24 protein-coding genes are annotated in these 24,795 nt (G+C 54.8%); 10 read left to right on the plus strand and 14 right to left on the minus strand.

Features of this window, described 5'->3' with window-relative positions; translation table 11 throughout:
• The first annotated feature begins 30 nt into the window (after positions 1 to 30).
• The 5 genes from MTX78_RS09630 (at position 31) to MTX78_RS09650 (ending at position 5,175) form a co-directional block, all read left to right on the plus strand.
• The gene (locus MTX78_RS09630) at positions 31 to 1,101 is read left to right on the plus strand and encodes a chemotaxis protein CheB (RefSeq protein WP_243802079.1); all 1,071 of its coding nucleotides are present in this window, start codon (positions 31 to 33) and stop codon (positions 1,099 to 1,101) included.
• A gap of 2 nt (positions 1,102 to 1,103) precedes the next feature.
• Entirely contained in the window at positions 1,104 to 2,732 is a 1,629-nt protein-coding gene (locus MTX78_RS09635; RefSeq protein ID WP_243802080.1) for a chemotaxis protein CheA, read from the plus strand.
• Between the two features lie 65 nt (positions 2,733 to 2,797).
• Positions 2,798 to 3,430 carry a chemotaxis protein CheC gene (locus MTX78_RS09640; RefSeq protein WP_243802081.1) on the plus strand — a complete coding sequence of 211 codons (633 nt, stop codon included), beginning with the start codon at positions 2,798 to 2,800 and terminating at the stop codon, positions 3,428 to 3,430.
• A gap of 130 nt (positions 3,431 to 3,560) precedes the next feature.
• Entirely contained in the window at positions 3,561 to 4,655 is a 1,095-nt protein-coding gene (locus MTX78_RS09645; protein WP_243802082.1) for an agmatinase family protein, read from the plus strand.
• Positions 4,656 to 4,839: 184 nt separating this feature from the next.
• A complete protein-coding gene (locus tag MTX78_RS09650) occupies positions 4,840 to 5,175 on the plus strand; it encodes a phage holin family protein (RefSeq protein WP_243802083.1) in 336 nt (111 codons plus the stop codon).
• An 84-nt stretch (positions 5,176 to 5,259) separates the two neighbouring features.
• Here the strand turns inward: MTX78_RS09650 and MTX78_RS09655 are convergent, their stop codons facing one another.
• Positions 5,260 to 6,054: a DUF4349 domain-containing protein gene (locus MTX78_RS09655; RefSeq protein WP_243802085.1), complete on the minus strand. Its 795-nt coding sequence runs from the start codon at positions 6,052 to 6,054 to the stop codon at positions 5,260 to 5,262.
• Between the two features lie 358 nt (positions 6,055 to 6,412).
• On the opposite strand from MTX78_RS09655, the gene MTX78_RS09660 reads away from it, so the two are divergent.
• Complete coding sequence (locus tag MTX78_RS09660; RefSeq protein WP_243802086.1) at positions 6,413 to 6,949, plus strand: GAF domain-containing protein; 537 nt, start codon at positions 6,413 to 6,415, stop codon at positions 6,947 to 6,949.
• A 97-nt stretch (positions 6,950 to 7,046) separates the two neighbouring features.
• Here the strand turns inward: MTX78_RS09660 and murA are convergent, their stop codons facing one another.
• The 3 genes from murA to MTX78_RS09675 all read right to left on the minus strand — a co-directional run bounded on the left by murA (position 7,047) and on the right by MTX78_RS09675 (position 11,615).
• Entirely contained in the window at positions 7,047 to 8,351 is a 1,305-nt protein-coding gene (gene murA / locus MTX78_RS09665) for a UDP-N-acetylglucosamine 1-carboxyvinyltransferase (RefSeq protein WP_243802087.1), read from the minus strand.
• Positions 8,352 to 8,495: 144 nt separating this feature from the next.
• Positions 8,496 to 9,224, minus strand: a complete 729-nt coding sequence (locus MTX78_RS09670) for a DUF4290 domain-containing protein (RefSeq protein ID WP_243802089.1) — start codon at positions 9,222 to 9,224, stop codon at positions 8,496 to 8,498.
• Positions 9,225 to 9,362: 138 nt separating this feature from the next.
• The gene (locus MTX78_RS09675) at positions 9,363 to 11,615 is read right to left on the minus strand and encodes an ATP-dependent helicase (RefSeq protein WP_243802852.1); all 2,253 of its coding nucleotides are present in this window, start codon (positions 11,613 to 11,615) and stop codon (positions 9,363 to 9,365) included.
• A gap of 245 nt (positions 11,616 to 11,860) precedes the next feature.
• On the opposite strand from MTX78_RS09675, the gene MTX78_RS09680 reads away from it, so the two are divergent.
• The 3 genes from MTX78_RS09680 (at position 11,861) to MTX78_RS09690 (ending at position 14,299) form a co-directional block, all read left to right on the plus strand.
• Positions 11,861 to 13,039 (plus strand): glycosyltransferase family 4 protein, encoded by a 1,179-nt coding sequence (locus MTX78_RS09680; RefSeq protein WP_243802091.1) that lies wholly within the window; start codon positions 11,861 to 11,863, stop codon positions 13,037 to 13,039.
• A gap of 119 nt (positions 13,040 to 13,158) precedes the next feature.
• The gene (locus MTX78_RS09685) at positions 13,159 to 13,740 is read left to right on the plus strand and encodes a DUF3109 family protein (RefSeq protein WP_243802093.1); all 582 of its coding nucleotides are present in this window, start codon (positions 13,159 to 13,161) and stop codon (positions 13,738 to 13,740) included.
• A 73-nt stretch (positions 13,741 to 13,813) separates the two neighbouring features.
• The gene (locus MTX78_RS09690; RefSeq protein ID WP_243802095.1) at positions 13,814 to 14,299 is read left to right on the plus strand and encodes a hypothetical protein; all 486 of its coding nucleotides are present in this window, start codon (positions 13,814 to 13,816) and stop codon (positions 14,297 to 14,299) included.
• A 123-nt stretch (positions 14,300 to 14,422) separates the two neighbouring features.
• Here MTX78_RS09690 and accC read toward each other — a convergent pair whose 3' ends face one another.
• The 10 genes from accC to MTX78_RS09740 form a co-directional block, all read right to left on the minus strand.
• A complete protein-coding gene (gene accC / locus MTX78_RS09695) occupies positions 14,423 to 15,769 on the minus strand; it encodes an acetyl-CoA carboxylase biotin carboxylase subunit (protein WP_243802097.1) in 1,347 nt (448 codons plus the stop codon).
• A 117-nt stretch (positions 15,770 to 15,886) separates the two neighbouring features.
• A complete protein-coding gene (gene accB / locus MTX78_RS09700; RefSeq protein ID WP_243802099.1) occupies positions 15,887 to 16,372 on the minus strand; it encodes an acetyl-CoA carboxylase biotin carboxyl carrier protein in 486 nt (161 codons plus the stop codon).
• A 25-nt stretch (positions 16,373 to 16,397) separates the two neighbouring features.
• Entirely contained in the window at positions 16,398 to 16,961 is a 564-nt protein-coding gene (efp, locus tag MTX78_RS09705) for an elongation factor P (RefSeq protein WP_206986905.1), read from the minus strand.
• Positions 16,962 to 17,170: 209 nt separating this feature from the next.
• Positions 17,171 to 18,184: a beta-ketoacyl-ACP synthase III gene (locus tag MTX78_RS09710; protein ID WP_243802101.1), complete on the minus strand. Its 1,014-nt coding sequence runs from the start codon at positions 18,182 to 18,184 to the stop codon at positions 17,171 to 17,173.
• A gap of 56 nt (positions 18,185 to 18,240) precedes the next feature.
• The gene (plsX, locus tag MTX78_RS09715) at positions 18,241 to 19,182 is read right to left on the minus strand and encodes a phosphate acyltransferase PlsX (protein ID WP_243802103.1); all 942 of its coding nucleotides are present in this window, start codon (positions 19,180 to 19,182) and stop codon (positions 18,241 to 18,243) included.
• Positions 19,183 to 19,287: 105 nt separating this feature from the next.
• A complete protein-coding gene (gene rpmF / locus MTX78_RS09720) occupies positions 19,288 to 19,515 on the minus strand; it encodes a 50S ribosomal protein L32 (protein WP_022822852.1) in 228 nt (75 codons plus the stop codon).
• Positions 19,516 to 19,575: 60 nt separating this feature from the next.
• On the minus strand, positions 19,576 to 20,109 hold the full coding sequence (locus tag MTX78_RS09725; protein ID WP_243802105.1) for a YceD family protein: 534 nt from the start codon (positions 20,107 to 20,109) through the stop codon (positions 19,576 to 19,578).
• A gap of 77 nt (positions 20,110 to 20,186) precedes the next feature.
• Positions 20,187 to 20,555: a helix-turn-helix domain-containing protein gene (locus tag MTX78_RS09730; protein WP_243802107.1), complete on the minus strand. Its 369-nt coding sequence runs from the start codon at positions 20,553 to 20,555 to the stop codon at positions 20,187 to 20,189.
• A gap of 274 nt (positions 20,556 to 20,829) precedes the next feature.
• Complete coding sequence (pdxA, locus tag MTX78_RS09735) at positions 20,830 to 21,882, minus strand: 4-hydroxythreonine-4-phosphate dehydrogenase PdxA (protein ID WP_243802109.1); 1,053 nt, start codon at positions 21,880 to 21,882, stop codon at positions 20,830 to 20,832.
• 175 nt (positions 21,883 to 22,057) lie between these two features.
• Positions 22,058 to 23,512, minus strand: a complete 1,455-nt coding sequence (locus tag MTX78_RS09740; RefSeq protein ID WP_243802111.1) for a leucyl aminopeptidase family protein — start codon at positions 23,510 to 23,512, stop codon at positions 22,058 to 22,060.
• 342 nt (positions 23,513 to 23,854) lie between these two features.
• Between MTX78_RS09740 and rsmA the strand changes: the two genes are divergently transcribed.
• Complete coding sequence (gene rsmA / locus MTX78_RS09745) at positions 23,855 to 24,640, plus strand: 16S rRNA (adenine(1518)-N(6)/adenine(1519)-N(6))-dimethyltransferase RsmA (RefSeq protein ID WP_243802113.1); 786 nt, start codon at positions 23,855 to 23,857, stop codon at positions 24,638 to 24,640.
• Positions 24,641 to 24,795 lie beyond the last annotated feature (155 nt).

Consider the following 24,795-nt stretch of genomic DNA (forward strand, 5'->3'; position numbering starts at 1 on the left):
CCTGCCTGTTGTCTTGGTTTCCTTTTGCTCGTGCCTGATATTTCCGCTCCGTTTACTGTATTGCTAGGTAATCTGCCCACTACGGGGCGGTTGGCCTTGAAGCGCTTGCTCGAGCAGCAGCCAAGGCTCTGCGTGGTGTGTGCTGGCGAAAACCCGGCCGAACTCTTGGCGTACGCGTATCGTCTGCGTCCACAGTTGCTGATTGTGAGCGAGCTAGAGTTGCGTGTAGTAGAAGCGTTAAGCCGCCAGATGGTGGTGCCTGTGTTGCTGTACTGCGAAGCAGCGCCATTGGCTGGCATGCTGCGTGAGGCCAGCCGTTGGGGTGTAACGAACTTTATTTCAGCCAACACAAGTGCAAGTGAATGGGGGAGTGAGGTGCTGCGCAAAGTCTGGGCAGCCTTCCCGTTGCCTACTTCTCCTATAGAAGCTGTCAGCCGGGTGGGTGCGGTTCCGGGCTTACCAGGTGGTGTTGTAGTAATTGGTGGCTCTACTGGGGGAACCACCGCAGTGGAGTCGTTGGTTCGAGCGTTGCCGGCTACGCTGGCTTGCGCGGTGATCGTGGCGGTGCACTTACCGGCCGCTTTTCTTGATTCCTTTGTGAAGCGTTTGGCTCGGGCTAGTGCGCTGCCCGTGGTAGCGGGCTGGGCTGGTACGTTGCTTGAGCCTGGCCGTATTGTGGTGGCGCCAGGTGGGCGCAATGTGCTGGTGCGACGGGCCACTACTAGCCCTTGGCAATGCTGGCAACTCGATATAGCAACTGAAGCCAGTCCGTCCGGCGACGAGCCTTCTATCGACATTTTGATGCGTTCCGTTGCTCGCACTGTGGGCCCCAACGTGTTGGGCGTAGTGCTCACAGGTATGGGGCGTGATGGCACGCTAGGAGCCCAGGCTATTCGCCAGCATGGTGGCACCGTATTGGTGCAGGACAAGGCTTCTTCGGTGGTCTTTTCGATGCCGAACTCGGTCATCCAAGCGGGCTGGGCCAATGCTGTGCTATCACTAGCCGACCTGCCTAACGCCATTACGTTGCATGCCGGTCGGTTCCGGCGGGTGATGGCCGAGGCTCGAAACAAGGTGTCGTCTGTTCCTCAAGCCGTCTGATTATGAAATCACGCGAGCAGGAATACCGCGAAATCTTCATGGCTGAGGCGTTGGAATATTATGATTCCATGAGCCGGCACATTAGTGAGCTGGAGCGTAACCCACAGGATCAACCCGCACTCAATGAGTTGTTTCGATTGATGCACAACCTCAAATCCAACTCGCGGGCCATGGGCTTCACTGAGATTGGGGAGGTGGCGCACCACATGGAAACCATCTTTGGTCTTATCCGAGACAAGCAGCGTGAATTTGCTGGCAGCCTAACCAAGGTGCTGTTCTCTGGGGTCGATATGCTAGGCGCCATGATTCGGGCAGTAGGCGAAGAAGCCGATATGCCTGACGTGTCTATTCTGCTGGAAAACCTGGACCGTTTGGTGCGTGGAGAAGAGCCAGAACTAGCCGACGAAGACATAAGTGACGAAGAAGCCAACCGCAAGCTAGAACTTTCGGACCTGGTTTATATTCAGATCAAGAAGCTTGATCATCTGCTCAACCTGGTAGGAGAGTTAATTATCGACCGAGACCGAATTCTGACGCTAAGCCAGGAAATCGGCAACACAGCGCTGCAAAACACGGCGGCGCACTTATTCCGTATCACCGACGAGCTACAGTATTCGGTGATGGATGCCCGCTTAGTAAATGTCGGGTCTTTGCTTAACAAGTTTCCCCGAGTGGTGCGCGACGTAGCTAGCGCCGAGCAGAAGCAGGTGGAACTCACGCTGAGTGGTCAAGACATCCAGATAGACCGTAACATCCTTCAAATCATCACGGATGCATTGCTGCATTTGGTGCGAAATGCAGTGGCCCACGGCATCGAGACGCCTGCTGAGCGGACGAAAGCGGGTAAATCGGCGGAAGGCCATCTGCAGCTCTCCGCGCAAACCGAGCGCGACGATGTGCTGATCCGGGTAGTGGACGATGGCAAAGGCATCAACATCGAACAAGTGCGGCGGAAGGCCGTGGAGCGGGGGCTCGTCACCAAGCAGCAAGCCAAAGTCCTCGACGATGATTCCGTTCGGGCCTTTCTGTTCGAGCCAGGCTTTTCAATGGCCAAGGAGGTCACCGAAATTTCTGGCCGAGGCGTGGGGCTCGATGTAGTGAAGCTAGCCATCGACTCGTTGGGCGGACAATTGCGCGTCGATTCGAAAGTAGGGGAAGGAACCACGTTTACGCTAGTACTACCCACTTCCATTGCCGTAAAAGGGGCGTTGCTCTTCGAGTTGAAACAGCGCAGCTATGCTATTCCGCTCATGCACACCGACTCTGTAGTTTCTCTTTGGCCCGAGCAATTGCACGTGGTAGGAGGGTTGCTGATGGCCGGCGTCCAAGGCGAAAACGTACCCATTGTGTGTCTACACCGCCTGCTCAACGGCGAGGGGCCAATGGCTCCGGTTACCCGAGCCGAAGTACAGGGCCGACAAGACATCATCATCATTGCTTACAACAACCGCAAACTAGGGCTTATTGTCGACCGTTTCTTGCGGCAGCAAGACATTGTTATCAAGCCAATGAGTAAGCCGTTGGATACCATCGAATTATTTGGCGGCGTTACGCTGCTTGGCAGTGGGCAAGTATGCCTAGTGCTCGACGTGCCTGCCTTAACTCGACTGTTTCTAGCCCGGCGACCCTAATTTTACGTACTGCTGAATCCATTGCGGTTACGTTACTGCAACGGCCGGCCAATCGAATGAACTATATGGACTTGCACATGACGGAACTGGAGCGCGACGTAGTCCGCGAGATTCTGAACATAGGACTGGCCCGCGCCGCCGATTCTTTCGCGGTGATTGCCCAAGAGAAGGTGCTACTCGAGGTACCTAGCCTTGATTTGGTGCCTGGTACGGGCATTCTGCAGAGAGTCCACGAGATTCAGCAGGAGCATGTTCCGGTGCAGTCCGATATCCGCGGTGACTTCAACGGCACCACGCTGATGTTCTTCTCCGGACAGCATATCCAGCGCTTGTCCAAGGTATGCTTGCGCATGAACACGCTTGCTTCCACTAGCATCGACGAGATGCAGGAGTCGCTGTTGCTGGAAATAAGTAACATCATTACGGGGGCTTTGGTGACGCAGCTAGCCAATATTCTGAAGGCCAAGATCTACGGTGCACCGCCCATTGCGCCCCGAGGCGACATTGCCGACTCGCTGAACAACTTGCTGCTAGAGCAGCCAATGGTGCAGCCCCTGATTTTTTCGGTTATCACCCAATTCTCCGACAAAAACAACTCGGTTGAATTGCCACTGATGCTATTCTTTGATCGGCCCACGTTCGAGAAAATCCTGGAAATTATTCGCACGTACAATTTCCTGAACGGTCAGCCTTCTTAGTGGTGAAATGGTGACGTGGTGAAGAGGTGAGTTTGACGTTTTTCTGGCGCCACTGGCACGGTTAGAACGTCAAACTCACCTCTTCACCACGTCACCATTTCACTATCCCACCACTTCTTTGTATCGCCTTATGGCTTCAACCCACACTTCTGACCTCGAGAAAAAGCTCGCCGACTTCGACCCTAATGCGTTGGGTGATTCCCAAGGGGGCGTATATGGTCTTCCCTTCACTGTGCCGGAAGCGCAGGTAATAATTGTACCTGTGCCCTGGGAGGTAACGGTTTCGTATCGTGCGGGTACTGCGGAAGGCCCCGAAGCCATTCGGGAGGCTTCCTTGCAAGTGGATCTGTACGACCCGGACATGCCAGATGCCTGGCGTATGGGCCTGGCTATGGAAGATGCCGACGAAAAAGTGGCGCAGCAAAGCCAGCAGCTGCGGAAGCAGGCAGCTGCTTACATCAAGTGGCTTGAAGCAGGCGAGCCTGCCGCCGAGGCCGCCACGCACGCCGACGTGCCCGCTGCTATTACCAAGCAGGGGTTACACTTGTTGAACTACCTCAAGCAAAAAACCGGTGCCTACCTTGATGCCGGCAAAGGCGTGGTGTTGCTTGGTGGCGACCATAGCACTCCCCTTGGGTATCTGCACGCGCTGGCCGAGCGCCACGAGGAGTTTGGTATCCTGCAAATCGACGCGCACTGTGACCTGCGCCCCGCATACGAAGGCTTCGAGTACTCGCACGCTTCCATCATGTACAATGCGCTTAAGCTGCCGCAGGTGAAAAAGATGGTGCAGGTAGGTATTCGGGACCTAAGTCAGCAGGAAGCCGAAACCGTGGAGCATAGCCAAGGCCGTATTGTGATGTTTCACAACCGTTTCCTGAGCGACGAGCGGTTCGCTAAGAAATCGTGGAAGAAGGTGTGCGGCAAAATCATTGCGCAGCTGCCGCAGAAGGTATACTTGAGCTTTGATATTGATGGACTCGACCCCAAACTCTGCCCCGGTACGGGTACGCCAGTGCCTGGTGGGCTGGAGTTTGAGGAGGCCCTCTACCTTATCCGCGAAGTGGTACGCTCCGGACGGACTATCATCGGCTGCGACTTAAACGAAGTAGCTCCCGGCGACACTGACTGGAACGCCATTGTGGGGGCCCGCTTGCTGTATAGCATGGCCAATTGGATGGGCGTTTCGCAGGGGCGTCTTACGGACAAGGGCGCTGAAAAGTAGAAAGTCGGTCTAGAACACCATAAGCCCCAGCGGAGCGGCGCTCATCTATTCATGGATGGGGCTGCTTCGCTGGGGCTTTCGCTTGGATCTGGGTGGGCTAGATACATAGCCTTCAATCTATCTTTTTTGCGCTTTCCGCGTACATCTGTCTACTTTCTCCCTTACCTAATCACACTTTACGCGCATGGGATTCATTCTCAAGTTTTTGCTCACGGCAGTTATCACATATCTGCTGGCGGCTTTCCTGCCAGGCTCTCACATTGGTGGCTTCGGTGATGCTATTTTGTTGGTAATTGTGCTGGCCGTGCTTAACGCCGTACTAAAGCCCATTCTGAAATTGCTCGGGCTGCCCATCACCATCCTGACGCTTGGCCTCTTCCTGCTGGTCATTAACGCGGCTATCGTGATGATTGCCGACGCCCTGATTCCTGGGTTCAAACTAGATGGCTTTCTCTCCGCGGTGCTGTTCAGCGTCGTGTTATCGGTCGTGACAGCCGTTATAGACATGGTGGTTGACTAAAGCCAACAGCAGTACCACACAACAACGCCCCGGCTGCCATGGTAGCCGGGGCGTTGTTGTGTGGTACTGCTGTTAACACTAGCATTAGGCAGAAGTAGCAGCGGTCTGTTGCCGGCGGCGCTGTCGCCAGGCCCGCAGCCCCCATAGTCCAAGCGCCCCACCAAGCAAGAGCGGCCACGCTGTAACCAGAGCTAATACAAGGCCTGTGAGCAACTCCCATCCATCGTAAAAGGACTGCACCAGTCGGCTGCCAAACGAAAGTACTGGCGCGTCAGGGGCATTCAGGGGTAGTTCCTGGAAATACGTCAGCGTGATGGTGGAATAAGCTACTAGGTCGTTGAGGGTCTTGAGGCGGCTTTCCGTTGATTCAATATCACCCCGCACTTCTGCTAGCTTTTCTTCTATTTCCAGAATGTCCGACACTTTCTTGGCCTGACTCAGTAAAGCCACGTAACGCTGCTCCAAGGCCCGCTTAGTTCCCAGCCGCGCCGACACATCAGCGTGTTCCGCCGTTACGTCGTCGGTACCCAGCGTTTTAGATACCAAAGCCCCCAACCCGTTGAGGCTACCCAGCATGGCGTGGAAGCGGCTTGGCACCACCCGAATCTTCATCTGGTGCTGCCGCTCCCCGTCCTGTCGCGTTTCGGAAGCATCTGATACGTAGGCGCCATAGGTGCGCGTGAGGCTGTCCATGCGGGCGTTAGCCCGGTCTAGGTCTGCTACTTTCACCCGCACTTCGGCATGGTAAACAAGCTTGCGCGTTGCGGCCGGCGCGGCTGCAACTCTGGCTGGCGTGGCGGGGTCTTGAGCGGCTTCCGTAATGGCTTGTTTATCAGCAACAGATGCAATAGGATCTTCTGAGGGAGAGCTTGATTCCATGACTGGAGGCGCACTCATTAATACGTTTTCCGTCAGTGTTTTATCTTCTGATACAGCGCCTTGCTTTTGACTGCAAGAGGTCAGTAAGAACAAGGCATACACCATGATTAGAGCAGTCTTTTCCATGATATCCATAATGAGGAGTAAAGATGTTCCTTCGCGCCAACCACCATCACGTTCACACAACGCTGAACAGATAGTGTATGGTATAGGCTATATATACCAATTGCCAGCTGATATACTCCCAAGCAGGCCTAATGCCTACTAAGGATACTTATAGAACAAGTGTGCGAAAAAAGCCAAGAACTATTCACTCCAAGGCCCGTTTCACAAAGGACTATTTTCTTGCCTCCTTTTTATGAGTTCACCTAGTTCGCTCTTGGTAACGGTGCCCACCGATGAGGCCCCTGCCGCTACCATCAACCGAGTATTGGAGCAAGTCGGGAAGTATTTGGAAGCGGACCGTTGCTTCCTATATGTTCGGGACCCAGCTGTGGGCAAAGGGCGTATTGCGTTCTGTTGGCGCAAGAACGACGTAGTACCCAACCCCATCCATGACTGGCAGGAAGATACCACCGACTTGCCCCAACAAGACCCTCTATTTCGGGCTGCTCTCGCTACCCGGCCATCTGTGTTTGTGGAAGACGTGGAAGCTGCTACGCCCGACGTGCTCAACCGAGAATTCGAGCGCAAAACGTTTGGACACCGGGCTCTAATTCATGCCCACATCACCGACAATGGGCAACTATGGGGTATCCTTCAGCCCTGTACTTTCGGGCATCCCCGCCACTGGACCAGCAAAGAGCGAGCAGCAATAGAGGCCATTTTGCCGCGTTTGCTACCTGTCATTCAGTCCTACATAGGCAGCATAGAAATCCCCGAAAAAACAAAATAGGTATTGCCAACCGGCAATACCTATCACTTGATTGAGAGTCATATAACTAGCGTAACCTAAAACCGAGGATACGCTCGGTTGTCTTGCGCGAATTGGACTACAAACGACGGATTTGCGCACCCAACGAGGTCAGACGTTTGTCGATGTACTGGTAGCCCCGATCAATCTGCTCGACGTTTTCTATTATGCTCCGGCCATCGGCGGAGAGGGCCGCGATGAGCAAGGCCACGCCCGCCCGAATGTCCGGGGACGTCATGGTGATACCGTGCAGACGCGTGCGCTTGTTGAGGCCGATAACGGTGGCGCGGTGGGGGTCGCAGAGGATAATCTGGGCGCCCATGTCGATGAGCTTGTCTACGAAGAACAAGCGGCTCTCAAACATTTTCTGGTGGATGAGCACGGTGCCTTTGGCTTGCGTCGCGACCACTAGCACGATGCTCAACAGGTCAGGGGTGAGGCCCGGCCAGGTGTGGTCGGAAACGGTCAGGATGCTGCCATCAAGATAGGTGGCAATCTGATAGCGGTCTTGTGCCGGGATGTAAATGTCGTCGCCGCGGAACTCTAGCTGGATGCCTAGTTTGCGGAACGTGTCGGGGATGACGCCCAACTCCTGGATTTGGCAGTCTTTGATGGTAATCTCCGAGCCCGTCATGGCCGCAAGACCAATGAACGACCCAATTTCAATCATATCGGGGAGCATGCGGTGCTCGGTGCCACCAAGGCTCTCCACGCCTTCAATGGTGAGTAGGTTGGACCCTATGCCCGTGATACGAGCCCCCATGCGCACAAGCATCTTGCAAAGCTGTTGCACGTACGGCTCGCAAGCAGCGTTGTAGATGGTGGTGGTGCCTTCAGCTAGGACTGCGGCCATCAGGATGTTGGCTGTGCCCGTAACGGAGGCTTCTTCTAAGAGCATGTGGGCTCCCCGTAGCCGGCCGTCGGCGTTGATGCGGTAGAAATCCAAGCCTTCGAGCGTCAGCTTGCCACCGAGTTTCTCTAGCCCTACAAAGTGGGTATCCAAGGGCCGCCGGCCAATCTTGTCGCCACCGGGTTTGGGCAGCTGGCACTTACCGAAACGAGCCAGCATAGGCCCCAGGATCATCACGGATCCGCGTAAGGCCCGTCCTTGGGCTACAAATTCAGGCGTATCCAAGTAGCTCAGATGTACATCATCGGCCTGAAAGCGGTAGGTGTCCGAAGCGAGTTTGCCAACTTTCACTCCCATATCGCGCAAGAGCTCAATGAGTTTGTTGACGTCGCGGATGTCGGGAATGTTGGAGATGGTAACGGGCTCCGACGTTAGCAGCACAGCGCACAGAATCTGCAACGCTTCGTTTTTGGCGCCCTGCGGCACGATTTCTCCTTTGAGCGGATTCCCGCCAATTACTTCGAATGAGGCCATATAACAAGAATTAGGAGCTAGGAGAGCAGGCGGTGAATACCGGCGAAGGAAACAGCAGCAAGAACGGCAACTACAACGCCGTTCCACCTTATTCCTTAAGATCAGCCAGTTCTCACGGCCCGTTTCCTAGCTCCTTCAGAAAAATTACTGAGGAGGTTGTTGGGGTTCTTGGCGACCTTTCTTGCCACCGCGGCGCTGCTTGTCGCGCCGGTTATTGCCGCCGCTGTTGCCGCGGCGTCCTTCACGGTCTTGGCGCGGCTGTGGTACCACGAAAGCCGCCCGGCCAGTACCGCTTGCGACTACAGGAGCACCGCCCCCGGCAAACTCGAAGAGCCCTTGCGCTTCCACCTGCGCCGGGTCCAGGGTCAATTGTCCTCCGGACAGGTCTTTGAGGTGCTTGAGAATAGTGACGTCCTTGGCGTTTTCCTTGTTGTGCGAACGGTATAGAAACTTCATCGTTCGGCCAATGGTGATAGTGGCCTGCTCACGCTCCGTGGGGTCTTCCAGCGTCAGCGCCTTTTCCACCATTAGCTCCACGCTCTTGCCATACGCTTTCAGCTTCATGGCTTGCTTTGGGTAAGGAATAGGTTTGGGCTGCTGGTTAAGCTGGCTCAAGCCTTGCAACTCGAATGGCGCATCAATATCCAGGTCCTCATCGGCCATTTCGTAGAGATGGTTCCAGACGCGCTGCTGGGCATCGGGCTGGTCGCGCAGGGAAGGTTGCAGCCGGAAAATAAGCTGCACAATCTGGGTGGCACGGCGTGTACGCTCGGCTTTGTCTTCTACGTCGCGCAGGCCCTGCACCAGTTGGAAGGTGCTTTGGCCGTACTCGCGCTGTAGTAGCTCGTGCTTATGAAGGGAAGGTAAGGGCATTAGAAAAAAGTAAATCCTAGTAAGGGGGAACTGCGGCAGCCTATAGAGCCGCTACAGTGCTTTGGGGTTGGACACCAGACGACGGTGCCTCTGTGCCACGTTGCCGCTGCCAAAGCTAAACATACGGCAATTAGTGCATCAGCCAAGCACCCGCAATTTCGCAAAACTCAGCAATAACGTCTTCTCGCCGACTTCTTCGAACTCGATAATGGCTTTGGTGGAGCCCGAAACGGTTTCCAGCTTCGTTACGTGGCCAAAACCGAACTTGGGGTGCTCCACCCGTTGCCCAGTTTGCAAATTGCTGGTATCGGAGGGCTGAAAGTCTGCCGGGGGAGTATAGCCTTTGGCAACTGTCTTACGCGCCGGCGTGGGTAAGAGGTTGCTGCGCCGCTCGAACACATGCCCGAATGGTGACTCGCCGGGGCCGGCACTCGGGGTAGCCGCAAACTTGAAGTCTACGAATTGCGGGTCGATTTCATCGAGAAACCGGCTTTTCTCGCAGCTGCGCAAGTTGCCCCACTGGTAGCGGGACGTGGCGTAGCTCAGGGTGAGCTTCTTTTCGGCCCGCGTGATGGCTACGTAAAACAGCCGGCGTTCCTCTTCCAGATCCGCCCGCGACGTTATCATCATCTGCGAAGGAAATAGGTTTTCCTCCATCCCCACAATGTACACGTTGCGAAACTCCAAGCCCTTGGCCGAGTGAATCGTCATCATAGTCACGGCTTCGCCTTCCTGCTGCGCGTCTTTGGTGTCAGCGTCCGTCACGAGGGCAATATCCTGTAAGAAGGCGCCCAGCGTTTTGTCTTCGCGTTCCGGGTCCTCGGTGTAGGCTTTCACGCCGTTCAGCAATTCTTGGATGTTCTCGTAGCGGGAAAGACCTTCGATGCTTTTATCGGCGTATAGTTCCTCGATCATGCCCGAGTTCTTGGCAATGAACTTGGCCGCTTCAAAGGCATCTTCTTTGGCTGCTACGGCGGTATAGGCCTTGATCTTCTCGGCGAAGTCTACTATCGGGTTGGCCGTGCGAGTGGGAAGGAACTGGTCGGCGTTGGCTACCACTTCCCAAATGGTGTGGTTGCTTTCCTCGGCAGCGTTGATGAGCTTGGCAATGGTTGTATCACCGATGCCGCGCTTGGGGTAGTTGATAACGCGGCGGAGCGCCTGCTCGTCGTTGGGGTTCACCGTGAGGCGCAGGTAGGCTACCAGGTCCTTGATTTCTTTGCGCTGGTAGAAGCTCAAGCCACCCACAATCTTGTAGCGGATGTTGAGCTTGCGCAACGATTCTTCCATGGCCCGGCTCTGGGCGTTGGTGCGGTACAGAATGGCAAAGTCATCGTAGGATAGATGATGGCTCATCTTGTCCTCGAAGATGGAATTGGCTACGAGCTTGCCTTCCTCATTGTCCGACGCCGCCTTCAGTACCTCAATCAGTGGCCCTTCCTCGTTGTCGGAAAATACGTCTTTGCGCAGCTGAGCTTGGTTGTTTTTGATAACCGAGTTGGCCGCCTTTACAATCGTCTTGGTAGAGCGGTAGTTTTGCTCTAGCTTGAATACTTGCAACTCCGGGTAGTCCTTCTCGAAATTGAGAATATTCTGAATATCAGCGCCCCGGAACGCGTAGATACTTTGCGCATCGTCGCCTACTACGCAGATGTTGCGCTCTTTGGCCGCCAACTTGCGCGCAATCAAATACTGCGAGTAGTTGGTGTCCTGGTACTCGTCCACCATCACAAACCGGAATAAGTTCTGGTACTTGTTGAGCACATCGGGATGGTCCTTGAACAGAACGTTGGTTTGGTACAACAGGTCGTCGAAGTCCATAGCCCCTGCCTTGAAGCAGCGGTTGGCGTATTGCTGATAAATCACGCCAATCTTGGGCCGTAGCGCGGCCTCGTCGTCCTGGCGGATAACCGGGTCATTGAGGTACTGCTGAACGGATATGAGCTTGTTTTTAGCCGCCGAGATTCGGCCCAACACCATACCAGGCTTGTACAGCTTGTCGTCGAGTTCCAGCTCTTTTAGAATCTGGCTGATCAGCGTTTTACTGTCCTGCGTGTCGTAGATAGTGAAGGAGCGGGGAAAGCCAATTTTGTCGGCTTCGGACCGCAGGATGCGGGCAAATATGCTGTGGAAGGTGCCCATCCACAGGTTTTTGGCTGCCGCTCCGCCTACTACCTTCTCTATCCGGGCGCGCATCTCCTTGGCGGCCTTGTTGGTGAAGGTGAGGGCCAGAATGTTGAACGGGTCAACGCCCTGTTCGAGTAGGTTGGCAATGCGGTAAGTAAGCACCCGGGTTTTACCCGAGCCCGCGCCAGCTATAATCATGCAAGGGCCGTCGATTTGCATCACGGCAGCCGCCTGCGAGGGATTTAGAAGAGAAAGATAATCCAGTGCCATTCGAAAAGCTAAGCGTTTTGGCTTATTAGCAAAGGTACGGCTTTCATGCGGCCCAACGAAGCAGGAACTCCGGGTTTCCGCAGTAGATACGTTGTCATTGGCTGCTGCCGAGCTACGCCGAGGAGTACGCAGCAACAGACCGTGCTTCGGTACATAGCAGGTGGAAAGAAGTCGCACTTAGCTTTTTGCGTGACTCCCACGAATTGCGGACGCACGAACGGCAATTGTATCTTTGCTGCGTGAATCCCCCTGAGTCTGCCGTTGCTTCCGTTGCCGCTTCTGCCGCGAAGTTTCCGTTGTCGTTGCTGTGCTTGTCGGCGAGTTGGGGCGGGCTAGAACTGAACACCGTGCGCTTCGCCGAGTGGATGCACCGCCGCGGTTGGCCCGTGCAGGTGATTACGCTGCCTGATTCCCCTATAGCCGTTCGAGCCGAAGCACTTGCCTTGCCAGTGGTTTGCCTCACTAACCGTTGGAAAGCCTTGGATGTTCCCGCTGCTGGTCAGCTGGCTCGCGTTATGCTAGCCTATGGTACACGGGTGCTTATCGTCACTAGGAACGGAGATTTGGGGCTGGCAGTGCTCTGCAAAAAGGTGCACATGCCTACGCTGAAGCTGGTATATCAGCAGCATATGCAGCTAGGCTTGGCAAAGCGTGGCCTTATCCACACGGTGCGCTACAATGCCGTAGACGCGTGGCTTTCCCCGTTGCCCGGCCTGGCACGACAGGTGTTGGAGAAAACTCGATTCAGCGCCGAGCGCCTGCACGTGGTACCGCTAGGCATAGAGCTAGAGAAGTTTGCTGATCCGACGCTAACCCGCACACGTGCTCGGCAACAATTGCATCTACAACTGCCTACGGGTGCCGTGTTGCTGGGTGTTATCGGCCGGTTTGATGATGGCAAGGGCCAGGATTTTGTGGTCGAGGAATTGGCCGTTTTGCGCAGAAAGCACCCAACTGTTCCCTTACACCTGCTGTTAGTGGGCGAGTCGACGCGCAACGAGGGCAATGCCTACCGGGAAGCAGTACTACGCCGGATACAGGAATTGGGCTTGACTGAGGTGGTGCACATTCGGGAATTCACGTCGCAGCCGGAAGTAGCGTACCGCGCCCTCGATATATCCATCACCGGCTCCACCAACGAAACCTACGGCATGGTCACAATTGAAGCCATGGCCGCAGGGCTGCCAGTGGTAGCTACCGCCACCGGCGGCACCCTGGAAATAGTGGACGATGGCCGCACGGGCCTGTTGTTCCCCCTGCGCGACGCCGGTGCGTTCGAGGCTGCCATTGGCCGGTTGTTGATGGCACCGGAGTTACGGCAACTGTTGGCTAAACAGGCGCAGGCCGTTTCGTTGGCTACGTATTCGCATCATCGGCAGTGCCAGCTGACCGAAGAGGTGCTGTTCAGGCTACAGTAATTGGGTATCTTTGCAGTTACTCTATTGGCGGAGGAACGCAAAAGTTGACCGATGCAGTTGTGAAGAACTACGCCTGCTATCCTTCTTGAACCCTTCGCCGCGCTCAGCAGCAACCCACTATGATCATCATTCAAAACACTGTCATCTCTGATGACATTCGGGACAACTTTTTCGTTTGCAACCTGGAAGCTTGCAAAGGCGCCTGCTGCGTGGAAGGCGACTTAGGCGCACCCCTGGAGGAAGACGAGCTAAAGATTCTCGAAGCGGAATATCAGCACATCAAGCCCTTCCTTACCGAAGCCGGCCAGCAGGCCATCGAGCAGCAGGGCCTCTACATCAAGGATTGGGAAGGCGACTATAGCACCACTACCATCAACGACCGGGAGTGCGCTTATGCATTGTATGACGAGCGAGGCATTCTGAAGTGTGGTATTGAGCAGGCTTATCTAGCGGGTGCTACCAGCTTCAAGAAGCCCGTCAGCTGCCACTTATACCCCATCCGCATTACCAAGTACGAAGGCTTCGAAGCCCTGAACTACGACCGGTGGGGCATTTGCAACCCAGCTTGCTCGTTCGGCGCCAACTTGGGCATGCGGGTGTATCAGTTTCTGAAGGAGCCGCTGGTTCGCAAGTACGGGGAGGAGTGGTACGGCGAGTTGGTGCAAGAGATTGAGACCAACAACCCATCCGCCAAAGCATAAATTCTTAATGAGAAAGGCCGACTGTACAGTCGGCCTTTTTTGTAGTGTTATAGCGTGTTACCTACTTCTGGCTATGGAAGAGTTCTACTTAAGTAAGGTGCTATCAACCGCACAGATTCAGGAGTGCTTTCGGGATGCGATGCCAAGCCTCACTGTGTTCGAGTGGGCCATGATGATAGGCGACCAAGAGCCGATGGAATTCGATTCTGCGGATCCGATGCATATCTTTTTCGAAGCTAGTACGTCAGAGGTGCCCCAGTTTCCGCAGCATGTTGCTCTTTACAGAACGCCTAACGAAGATTGGGAGGCAAGATCCTTATGGTTAGGCCAAAAACTTTCCGCTACGTATGGGATGGCTGTACTGGTACCGTTTACCCATCCAGCGCAACCACACTATCCCTATTATGACATCGTGTTTCAGGATGGTTCGCCTTACTTAGCGGATGACAGCGAGACGGAGTTTGGAGAGCCAGACGCTAAACCAGTGCAGATATTGGAGGTCTACGCCCTGCCTGAAGTGCACTTTGATACGTGTGGCAACTTACGCAACACCCCCTAGAGAGAACCAACTAGTACGGTTGGCTTTCTCTAGGGGGTGTTGCGTAAGTTGCCAATCGGTCGGCGTGTTAAGCTGGTATTTGCAGTTCAACCAAACATCATGGTTTGGCTTGAAACCAGTGGCTTACAACTCTGAAAAGTCAAATGACGTCTCCAAAAATTTAGTCGTGAAGTCGCCGTCCTGGAAGTTCTTGTTATCCATGAGCGCCAAGTGGAATGGGATAGTCGTTTTCACGCCTTCCACTACAAACTCACTCAACGCCCGCTTCATTTTTACAATGCATTCCTGGCGGGTTTGCGCTACGGTAATGAGCTTGGCTATCATCGAATCATAGTTCGATGGGATGGTATAGCCCGCGTACACGTGCGTATCAACCCGAACGCCGTGGCCGCCGGGGATGTGGAGCGTGGTGATTTTGCCAGGGGAGGGTCGGAAATCCTTGGTTGGATCTTCGGCGTTGATGCGGCACTCCATGGCGTGCATCTTGGGGTAATAGTTGTGGCCAGAAATCGGGATGCCGGCTGCCACTTTTATCTGCTCCTTGATGAGGTCATAGTTTACAATCTCCTCGGTCACGGGGTGTTCCACCTGAATGCGGGTGTTCATCTCCATGAAGTAGAAGTCACGGTTTTTGTCGACTAGGAACTCGATGGTACCCACACCCTCGTAACCGATGGCAGAAGCTCCAGCTACGGCAGCAGAGCCCATCCGTTCGCGCAGTTCCTCGGTCATGAAGGGGGAAGGTGCTTCTTCCACCAGCTTTTGGTGGCGGCGCTGAATCGAGCAGTCACGCTCCGAGAGGTGGCAAACGCGGCCATATTGGTCGCCGCACACCTGTATCTCGATGTGACGCGGCTCCTCTACAAACTTTTCCAGGTACACACCGTCGTTGCCGAAGGCTGCTTTGGCTTCCGTACGAGCATCATTCCAAGCTTTTTCGAAGTCGTCTTCGGTAGGGATGATACGCATACCACGTCCGCCACCGCCAGCCGTAGCCTTCAGAATGACGGGGTACTTGATTTTGGCCGCTACTTTCTTGCCTTGCTCCACTGATTCCAGCAGTCCCACTGAACCTGGAATGCACGGTACACCCGCCTTGATCATGGTGGCTTTGGCGGAAGCTTTGTCACCCATTTGGTTGATCATCTCGGGCGTAGCACCAATGAACTTGATGCCGTTTTCCTGGCACACGCGCGAAAACTCCGCGTTTTCACTCAAAAAACCGTAGCCCGGATGGATAGCATCGGCGTTGGTTATTTCCGCTGCGGCTATCAGCGTGGGAATGCTGAGGTACGATTGTGAGGACGGAGGAGGCCCGATGCACACGGCCTCATCAGCAAAGCGTACGTGCAAACTTTCTTTGTCGGCGGTGGAATAAACAGCCACCGTTTTAATCCCCATTTCCTTGCAGGTCCGGATGATGCGCAGCGCAATTTCACCCCGGTTGGCAATCAGTATTTTTTTGAACATTGGGTCTTGAGGGCTAAAGGTCTTGGGGTCTCGCGGAAAAGGAAAAGGGCCTTACGAACTAAGAGCTAGCCGTATAGGCGGCACCCCAAGTTCCCAAGACCCCAAAAACCCAATAAATTACATCGGCTCAATCAGGAACAAAGGCTGATCGTATTCCACTGGCGAGGCATTTTCCACCATCGCCTTTACAATGCGTCCTGATGCTTCGGCCTCTATTTCGTTGAACAGTTTCATGGCTTCGATGATACAAATCACCTGGCCTTTCTCCACCAAATCACCTACCTGCACGAAAGCCGGCGTATCAGGGCTGCTGCTGCGGTAGAAGGTGCCAATCATGGGAGCCTTCAGGGGCACGTAATTATCGGCGGCTGGCGCAGCGGCGGCTGGCGCGGCCGGCGTTGCTGGGGCGGGAGCGGGAGCTGCCGCTGGTGCTGCCGGAGCCGCGGCGGGAGCAGGAGCTGCCGAAGACGACATGCTAACCACCGGCTTGTAGCTGGGTTCGCGCTGCACGGAGATTTTAAACTCCTCCGTTTCGATGTTGACTTTGTTGAGGCCCGACTTCGCAATGAAGTCGATGAGTTCCTGGAGTTCCTTGGCTTTCATGGCGGCGCTTGACTTGCTGGGGTGCTTACTTGACTCTTTCGACATAGGAGTAGTCGCTGGTCTTGACGCGAATTTTAGTATCAGTGTCGATGAACAGCGGCACCTGAATCCGGGCCCCGGTCTCAACGATGGCAGGCTTGAGCGTGTTGGTAGCCGTGTCTCCTTTCAAACCAGGCTCGGTATAGGTCACCATCAGCTCGACAGTGGTAGGCAGTTCAGCGGTGAGCGGCTGCTCGGTTTCGGCATGAAACAGGATGGTAGCTTCCTGGCCTTCTTTCATCAAGTCAGCGAAGGGTACCATGGCCTCGGGCAGTACCACTTGCTCGAAGGTAGCATTATCCATGAAGGTAAAGCCGTAATCATCCTTGAATAGGTACTGATGCGGGCGCTGCTCTACGCGAGCTGTTTCCACTTTCACCCCGGCGTTGAAAGTGTTGTCGAGCACTTTGCCGGTTTTGATGTTGCGAAGCTTGGTGCGCACGAAGGCGGGACCTTTACCAGGTTTCACGTGCTGAAACTCGGTGATGACGTGCAACTCGCCGTTGTAGTTCAGCACGAGGCCGTTGCGGAAATCTGCGGTAGTAGCCATTTTTTAAGCGGGTAGCAGCAGCGGACAGCTGGTTGCTTTTTGTGAATGGTGGGCTGGTGAATGAAATCGTGAGTAGCGGGTGAAGTTGCAGCAGACAACTAGTAATCGTTGTTCGCACCCCTTCTAACCGAACGTGCCGTCCCGAAAAGTGGCGGGACGGCACGTTGGGAGTGCAAGTATAGAAGTTTTCCGCGTCCGGGCCGTCAGGATTAACTAATGGCCGGTCCAGGCTTGGGGTCATAGGCCCATTTGAGGTAGATAGAACCCCAGGTGAACCCACCGCCGAAAGCCGCTAAAACTAGGTTGTCGCCTTGGTGTAGTTGCGATTCGTAATCGGCAAGGCACAGCGGAATGGTAGCATTGGTGGTGTTGCCGTAGCGCTGAATATTAAGCATCACCTTTTCTGGGCCCACGCCCATCCGATGGGCCGTAGCATCAATAATGCGCTTGTTGGCTTGGTGAGGGACCAGCCAGGCCACGTCGTCATTGGTCAAATGGTTGCGTTCCATCACCTGCGCAGCTACGTTGGCCATGTTGGTCACGGCGAACTTGAATACCGTAGCGCCTTCCTGGTGGATGAAATGCTCCCGGTTGGCTACTGTCTCGCTAGATGGCGGCCGGCGGCTGCCCCCCGCTTTCTGGTAGAGGTACTGCTCGCCGGTACCATCGGTACGAAGTACTTGGTCGAGCAGGCCGTAGCCTTCGGTGCTCGGCTCAAGCAATACTGCACCAGCCCCATCACCGAAGATGATGCAATTCGCACGGTCAGTGTAGTCAACAATAGCCGACATTTTATCGGCTCCTACCACCACTACTTTCTTGTAGGTACCCGTTTGGATGTATTGTGCGCCGGTTGCCAGCGCAAACAAGAAGCCGGAGCAAGCGGCTTGCATATCAAAGCTGAATGCCTGGGTAATGCCCGCTGCTGCCGAAATAATGTTAGCCGTAGCAGGGAAGACGAGGTCAGGAGTGGTAGTCGAGCAAATCAGCAAGTCGATTTCCTCGGGCTTGGTACCCGTTTTAGCAAGCAGCTGCTGCACTGCCTTGGTGCCCATTACCGAAGTGCCCTGGTTTTCGCCTTTTAAAATGCGACGCTCCTTAATGCCCGTGCGAGTCGTGATCCACTCGTCAGTGGTATCCACCATCTTCTCGAGTTCTTGGTTCGTGAGCACGTAGTCGGGCACATAAGAACCCACTCCGGTAATAGCAGCGGTAATTTTCATTGAAGAAAAGCGGAAAACGCGGCAAGAAAAAATCCGGCCGGGGCCGGACTTAGTCGCTAAGACTTGAAGGTATTTTTTATCTGATCGGAGATGCCAGACTGCGCCATTTGGTATCCTTGGAGCAACATGTTGCAGATGGCCAAAGGAGTACTAACGCCGTGGCCAATAATGGCATTATCGTTGATACCCAAAATAGGAGAGCCCCCAACAGCCTCGTAGTTGAACTTGTCGAAAAAGGCGTCACGCATCTGTTTTTCGGCCATAATCTCGTAGATAGATTCGGCCATTTTCAGCATCACGTTACCGGTGTAACCGTCACAGACAATAACATCTGCTTTTTCATTGAAAAGGTCGCGCCCTTCAATATTGCCGATGAAATTGAGGTGAGGGTTTACTTTCAGCAATTGATGTACTGCTTGGGTGAGGGTAGTACCCTTGCCTTCTTCTTCGCCCAAATTCATCAAGCCCACTTTGGGGTTGCTGATGCCTAGCACGTACTGGGCGTACAAAGAACCTAACTCACCGAATTGCTCCAGCATTTCAGGTTTGCATTCCGCATTGGCTCCTACGTCGAGCAGGATGCCCATACCGCCGTGCAGCTTCGGAACAAAGTTGGCAATAGCAGGGCGTAATACGCCGGGCACGGGCTTGACGCTAAACATAGCGCCTACCAGCATGGCACCCGTGTTGCCTGCCGAACAAAAGGCATCAACCTCGCCAGTGTGTAGCAGGCGGTAGCCCACAGCAATACTGGAATCCTGTTTTTGCTGATACGCTTTGGCCGGGTGCTCCCCCATCTCAATTACTTGAGAGGCAGGTACTAGCGCAAGACTAGTGGCGGCTTCGCCATGCTGATCTAGGAGGGGGCGAACGGCTGCTTCTTGGCCGATAAGCACAATCTGGGCCTTGCCGGCTAGTTGTTGCGCGGCCAGTACCGCACCATCTACGGCGGCCTGGGGCGCAAAATCGCCCCCCATAGCGTCCAGGGCTATCTTCATGTACGAGGTATCAAGGAGGAGTCTGGGAGAGGAACCTTACTCTACCGCCCAGCCTCTCTGCGTATGAGAGAAGGTGCCGGGAGGTAAAGAAAAGGGAAAACGCGGCTATTCTTCGTCGGTATCGGCAGCGGCGGCAGGAGCTGCTACCGGAGCGTAGCCCTTGATGGCTACTTTACCGTGCAAATATAGGTCGCCATCTACCACGTACGCCTTGTGGCGGAGGTGCAGCTCACCAGTGTTTTGGCAAAGCGTAACTGCCTTTGGGGTTAGCTTGTCGTGGGTGCGACGCTTGTCGCGGCGAGTCGAGGATTGGCGTCTCTTAGGATGTGCCATGAGTCAAAAAAATGTTGAATGGTAAGTGTTGCTTGGTTGAGTGAAAAGCGACTCAGGCGCTTAGTTGAGGTTGCGCAGCGCATTCCAGCGCGGGTCGGTTCCCTCGTCGTCATCTTCATCGTCCCCGGGTTGGCGAGTGGTGAAGATGAGTTTGGTTTCTGATTCCGGGTTTTCGTCGGGCTCGTTCTGGAAGCGCGGGTGCAGCTTCTTCATGGGCAGGGCCAACCCGATGTAATCGAACAGGTGCTGCGCCAGAGGAAGGATCTGCGTGTCGGGAGTGATTTGCAGCACATTGTCGTCGAGTTCTATTTCCCGGTCGCCGTAGCGTACCAATAGCTGCTCGTGCACGTCCACTTCCTGGTCGTATTCGTCTAGGCTCCGGTCGCAGGTGAGGCGTACGGTACCCGAAATGTCGAAGTTCAGTGTGAGCAAGCGGTCTGTTTTGATCAGTGTCACGTCCGCGTGGAGCTTGCCATCGGGAATGAGTTGCTGCTCGAACTGCTCGAAAAACTCACGATCTAGCTCGAACGCAAACTGGTGCGTTTTGTCGGCTAGTTTGGCAATAGCCAAGTCGTATTTAACGTTCTTCTTCACGGTCAATTTATAGCAGGGGGCAAAAGTAGGAAGATTTTGCCGTTTAGTAAAAGCAGAGTCTAAAGCAAGGTGTGGCTTTAGGCGTTTTTCAAAATGAATTCTGGGGGAATACCTAGCCGCTCGTACAAGCGTTTGGCTAAGTCCAGCGTAACGCGGCGTTTGCCACTGAGGATCTGCGACAGGCGCCCGGCTGGTACTTCTAGCAGTTGCGCCAAGTCTTTTTGCTTGAGGCGCATTTGCTGACGCTTCAACTCAATCATATCCGCCAGGGAGGTGGGTAAGTTGGGTATGGGTAGCAAGCCTAGCTTGTCCTCGTAAGTATCGAGGGCAACAATCAACTCCCGGAATTCAGCCTCCAACACAGCGTTGCCCTCAAAACCAGCGGCTACCAGCGCATCCATGCGGCGCAACGCCGTGCGGTAGTCAGAAGGAGTTTGAAGAATCATAGAAGCAACAGAAACAGGATTCGGATTTGATTTAGCGGCTGCAAAGTTACGCGACTGTTTTAAAACCGCAAACTAAATTTCGTTTTTGAAAAGATTGTTTCGATTTAGTGCAGAAGCTGCGTAGTCCGACAGGCTATGGTGTTAAGGCCAAGAACCATAAGTCCCTCAAGGTTATAGCTATAGGATATGCCTTCAGAAACACCAAAAACGCAGAAAAGCCACCAACTCTGTATGAACGAGTGGCTTTTCTGGTCAGTGAGGGGTTCTGCTGCTGTTATTCCTGGCGCCCTCCGCGCGGAGGGGTGCCCGGCACTAATGGTTTGATGGCTGCCAAGGCAGTCCGTTGCCGCACCAAGTCGCAGGCTAAGTACAGCGCTTCCCGGAACGAGGTTTCGTCGGCCTTGTATTGGCCCGCAATACCGTACGCCGTGCCATGGTCGGGGGAAGTGCGGATGACGGACAGGCCAGCCGTGAAGTTCACTCCCCGCTCGAAGGCAATACTTTTGAACGGAATCAGGCCCTGATCGTGGTAGAGAGACAAGGTGGCGTCGAACTGGCGGTATTGACGGGTGCCGAAGTACCCATCTGCGGGATAAGGGCCGAACACCAAGTGGCCTTCCTGTAGCAGTTGTTGAATCACGGGGGTTACTACGTCTTGCTCCTCGGTTCCGAGCAAGCCGTTTTCGCCGGCGTGGGGGTTAAGCCCCAGGACCGCAACCCGCGGCTTTTCAAGCCCAAAATCCTGCTTCAACGACTTCAATAAGATGCGCAGCTTGGTAAGCAGCAACTCCTTCGTGACGCGGCTAGCTACATCTTTCAAGGCAATGTGGCCAGTGGCCGTGGCTACGCGCAGTTCCTCGCTGGTGAGTAGCATCAAGCTCTCGGAGGCACCGAAGAAGGTAGTGAGAAACTCGGTATGCCCGGGGTAGCGGAAGTCGTCGGATTGGGTGTTCTCCTTGCTGATGGGGGCCGTAACCAGGGCATCGAGCAAGCCTGCTTTCAGGTCGCGGGAAGCGGCTAGCAGGCTGAGCCGGGCCGCGGTACCGCTGGCAGTGGTTGGCTGGCCGGGAGTAAGGGTGAAATCTTCTTCCCAGCACGTTACGGCGTTGTGTTTGCCCGGCGCAATATCGGCGGCCTCGCGCACTTGCCGGAAGGTGAGAGGCTCCGCATCCTTAGCAACCGGGAAATCGTCGAAGAGTACCGTGGCCGTACCATACACGACGGGCGTGCAGAATTTAAGCAACCGCGAATCGAGGAAGGTTTTATAGATGATTTCCGGGCCAATACCGGCTAAGTCGCCAACAGATATGCCAATGCGTGGGAGCATGCAGGGGAAATAAAGAGTGAAAGAAGAATGTCATCGGGGCACCGAAGTTCGGTTGTAGCCGCTGCTGGAGTGCCAACCCAGTGAAACAAGCAAGACGCCTCGGCTGCGCTTGGCCACCAAAAGAGGCTTCGGTAGCTTCAACGCACCGGAGGCCGTCATGCCCTGTATGACACGCTTATACTTTGGTTTTCAGAAAATCGTAGGTGAGGCGGACGGCGGTGCCGGTGCCGCCTTTGCCCCGGTAGGAGTCGGGGGCCATGAGGTAGGCAGGGCCAGCAATATCGAAGTGAACCCACGGATACCCTTCGGTGAAACGCTCCAGAAACTTGCCCGCGGAAATGGCGCCAGCTTCTCCCTTGCCTACATTGTTGATATCGGCAATATCAGATTTGATGTGGTCGGCGTATTCATCCCACAGCGGAAACTCCACCAGGCGTTCGTGGGTGCGGTGCCCTGCTTGTTTCAATTCCAACATTTGCTCCTCGCTGACAGTGCCCATGGCTACAATGCCTTCCTTGCCAATGGCACGGGCGGCTGCGCCCGTAAGCGTGGCAAAATCCAGCACCAGCTCGGGGTTGTATTTCTTGGCGAAAGCCAGGGCATCCGCCAAAAGCAAGCGGCCCTCGGCGTCGGTGTTCAGCACTTCCACTGTTAGGCCACTATACATCGTAATGACGTCGCCGGGGGCAAAGGCCAGGCCGCCAGGGCGGTTGTCGGTGGCGGGCACTAGGCCGATGACGTGCAGCGGTATCTGGTTTTTGGCCAGCGCATAAAGCACTCCCGTTACGGTTGCGCCGCCAGCCATATCCAGCTTCATCATGTCCATGCTGTTGGGCGTGGGCTTCAAACTCAGACCCCCGGTGTCGAACACGACGCCTTTGCCTACCAGTACATAAGGCTTGGTGTTGGTGGCCCCTGCCGGCTTGTACTCCATAATGGTGAACGTAGGCGGCTCGGGGCTGCCCTGGTTCACGGCCAACAGCCCGCCCATCCGCAACGCTTCAATGCGGACGAGGTCCAGAATTTCAGTGTGATACCCGACTTCTTCACCTGCCGCCGCCATCCGCTCCGCAAATTGGGTGGCGTTTAGCTTGTTGAGGGGCGCATTCACTAAGTCGCGGGCCAAGAAAACGCCCTGTAGGACGCCCGCTAACTCCTGCACTTGCGCGGCCGTCACGCTGGCGCTAACGAGCGTCAACTTCTGCAGGTCAGTTGCTGGGTTGCTCTTTTTATCGGTTTTGTAGCCTTCAAACTGGTACGCCGTTAGGGCTATTCCTTCTGCGAGGGCGAGGGCGCCAGTATCTGTTAAGTCGCAAACATACAACTCGCGGATCTTGTCGGCTTTCAGGTGTGAGTAGAGCTGATGGCCACTTTTGCGCAGGGCTTCGGCGGCAAGATAGGGGGTGGTTTTCTCGGCGGACGGAGCCACTACGTAGTAATGGTGGTGCGAGTACTGATTGAGATGAATCAGTTTGGTGTCCGTAGCCAACTGGGCAGTTACGTAGTTGCGGGCCGCTTCCGGCAAGTCGGCCGCCGCGAGAATGGGTAGTTCGGTGGTGCCGGCCGGCACAATGAACACGGTGTCGGCAATGGATGGAAAATCGGCGGCGTGGGCAAGTTCAAGCGACATGGGGAGCACAAAAAGCAGTGAAAGCCTGAGTTAAAGCTGGCCACCGCCGGTTTCGGCGGCGTAGGCGTACCTTTGGGCGTGAAGGTAATTGAAGTTTCTAGTAGCTGCTTTCGAATGGCTGCTAGAATTGCCGGCTGTGCTTGCTAGCTAGTCGTTGGAAAACGTTGATGGCCTGGTATAGCTGGTGACTAGATGCGGTAGGTGTTTTAGGCATTCAACCCACCGGGGCATGAGTGGATGAAGCAGCTGCTACTTATTCTGGCCTTTTGTCTGGCTTGCTTCAACTAGCGTACGAGCCTTGTTGCCTTCCTTACTAACTGTTTCAGTATCTAGACCATCCTTATGGATTCCGTTAAAGCCAAAAAGCACCTGGGCCAACACTTTCTGGCCGATTCCAATATTGCCCGGAAGATAGTGGAGGCACTACGGCTGCCGGATGGCGTGACAGAAGTGCTGGAAATTGGGCCGGGCATGGGAGTGCTAACTGAGATCTTGCTGCAACACCCGGCTTACCGCACGTCGGTGGTGGAAATTGACCGGGATTCCGTGGCGTATTTGCAGAAGCATTATCCAGCGCTGACCGAGCGGATTTACAGCCAGGATTTCCTGAAGATGGACCTGGGAAAGCTCTACAACGACCAGCCCATCAGCATCATCGGCAACTTTCCTTACAACATCAGCAGCCAGATCTACTTCCAGGTGTTGGCGCACCGCCAGCAAGTGCGGGAAGTGGTAGGCATGATTCAGAAGGAAGTGGCCGACCGACTAGCAGAAGGGCCCGGCTCGAAAACCTATGGTATTCTAAGCGTACTGCTGCAAGCTTTCTACACCATTGAGTACCTGTTTACGGTGCCGCCGCACGTGTTCAATCCGCCGCCCAAGGTGCAGTCGGCCGTTATTCGCCTTACTCGCAACACAACCGAGCACCTGGACTGCAACGAGAAGCTGTTCTTTAAAGTGGTGAAGCAGGCATTTGCCACGCGACGCAAAACACTCCGCAATGCCCTCAAGCCGTTAGGCATGACTCCGGAAGACACCACTGACCCTATTTTCGACAAGCGCGCCGAACAATTGAGCGTGGCTGATTTTGTGGGACTGACAAAGTGGGTGGAAGCGCATAGCATTTAGCATCAGTGTGAAAACATCTGACACAATGCCAATAAGTTACAAACTGGTTTTTACCCTAGCTGTACTTTGCTTGAGCTGGTATGTTCTGTCGGATATATTTTTTGACGAAGATGATATAACTCATCTGACTGGATGTTATTACACTACGAGTTCTG

Source organism: Hymenobacter tibetensis, assembly GCF_022827545.1.
Classification (GTDB): Bacteria; Bacteroidota; Bacteroidia; order Cytophagales; family Hymenobacteraceae; genus Hymenobacter; species Hymenobacter tibetensis.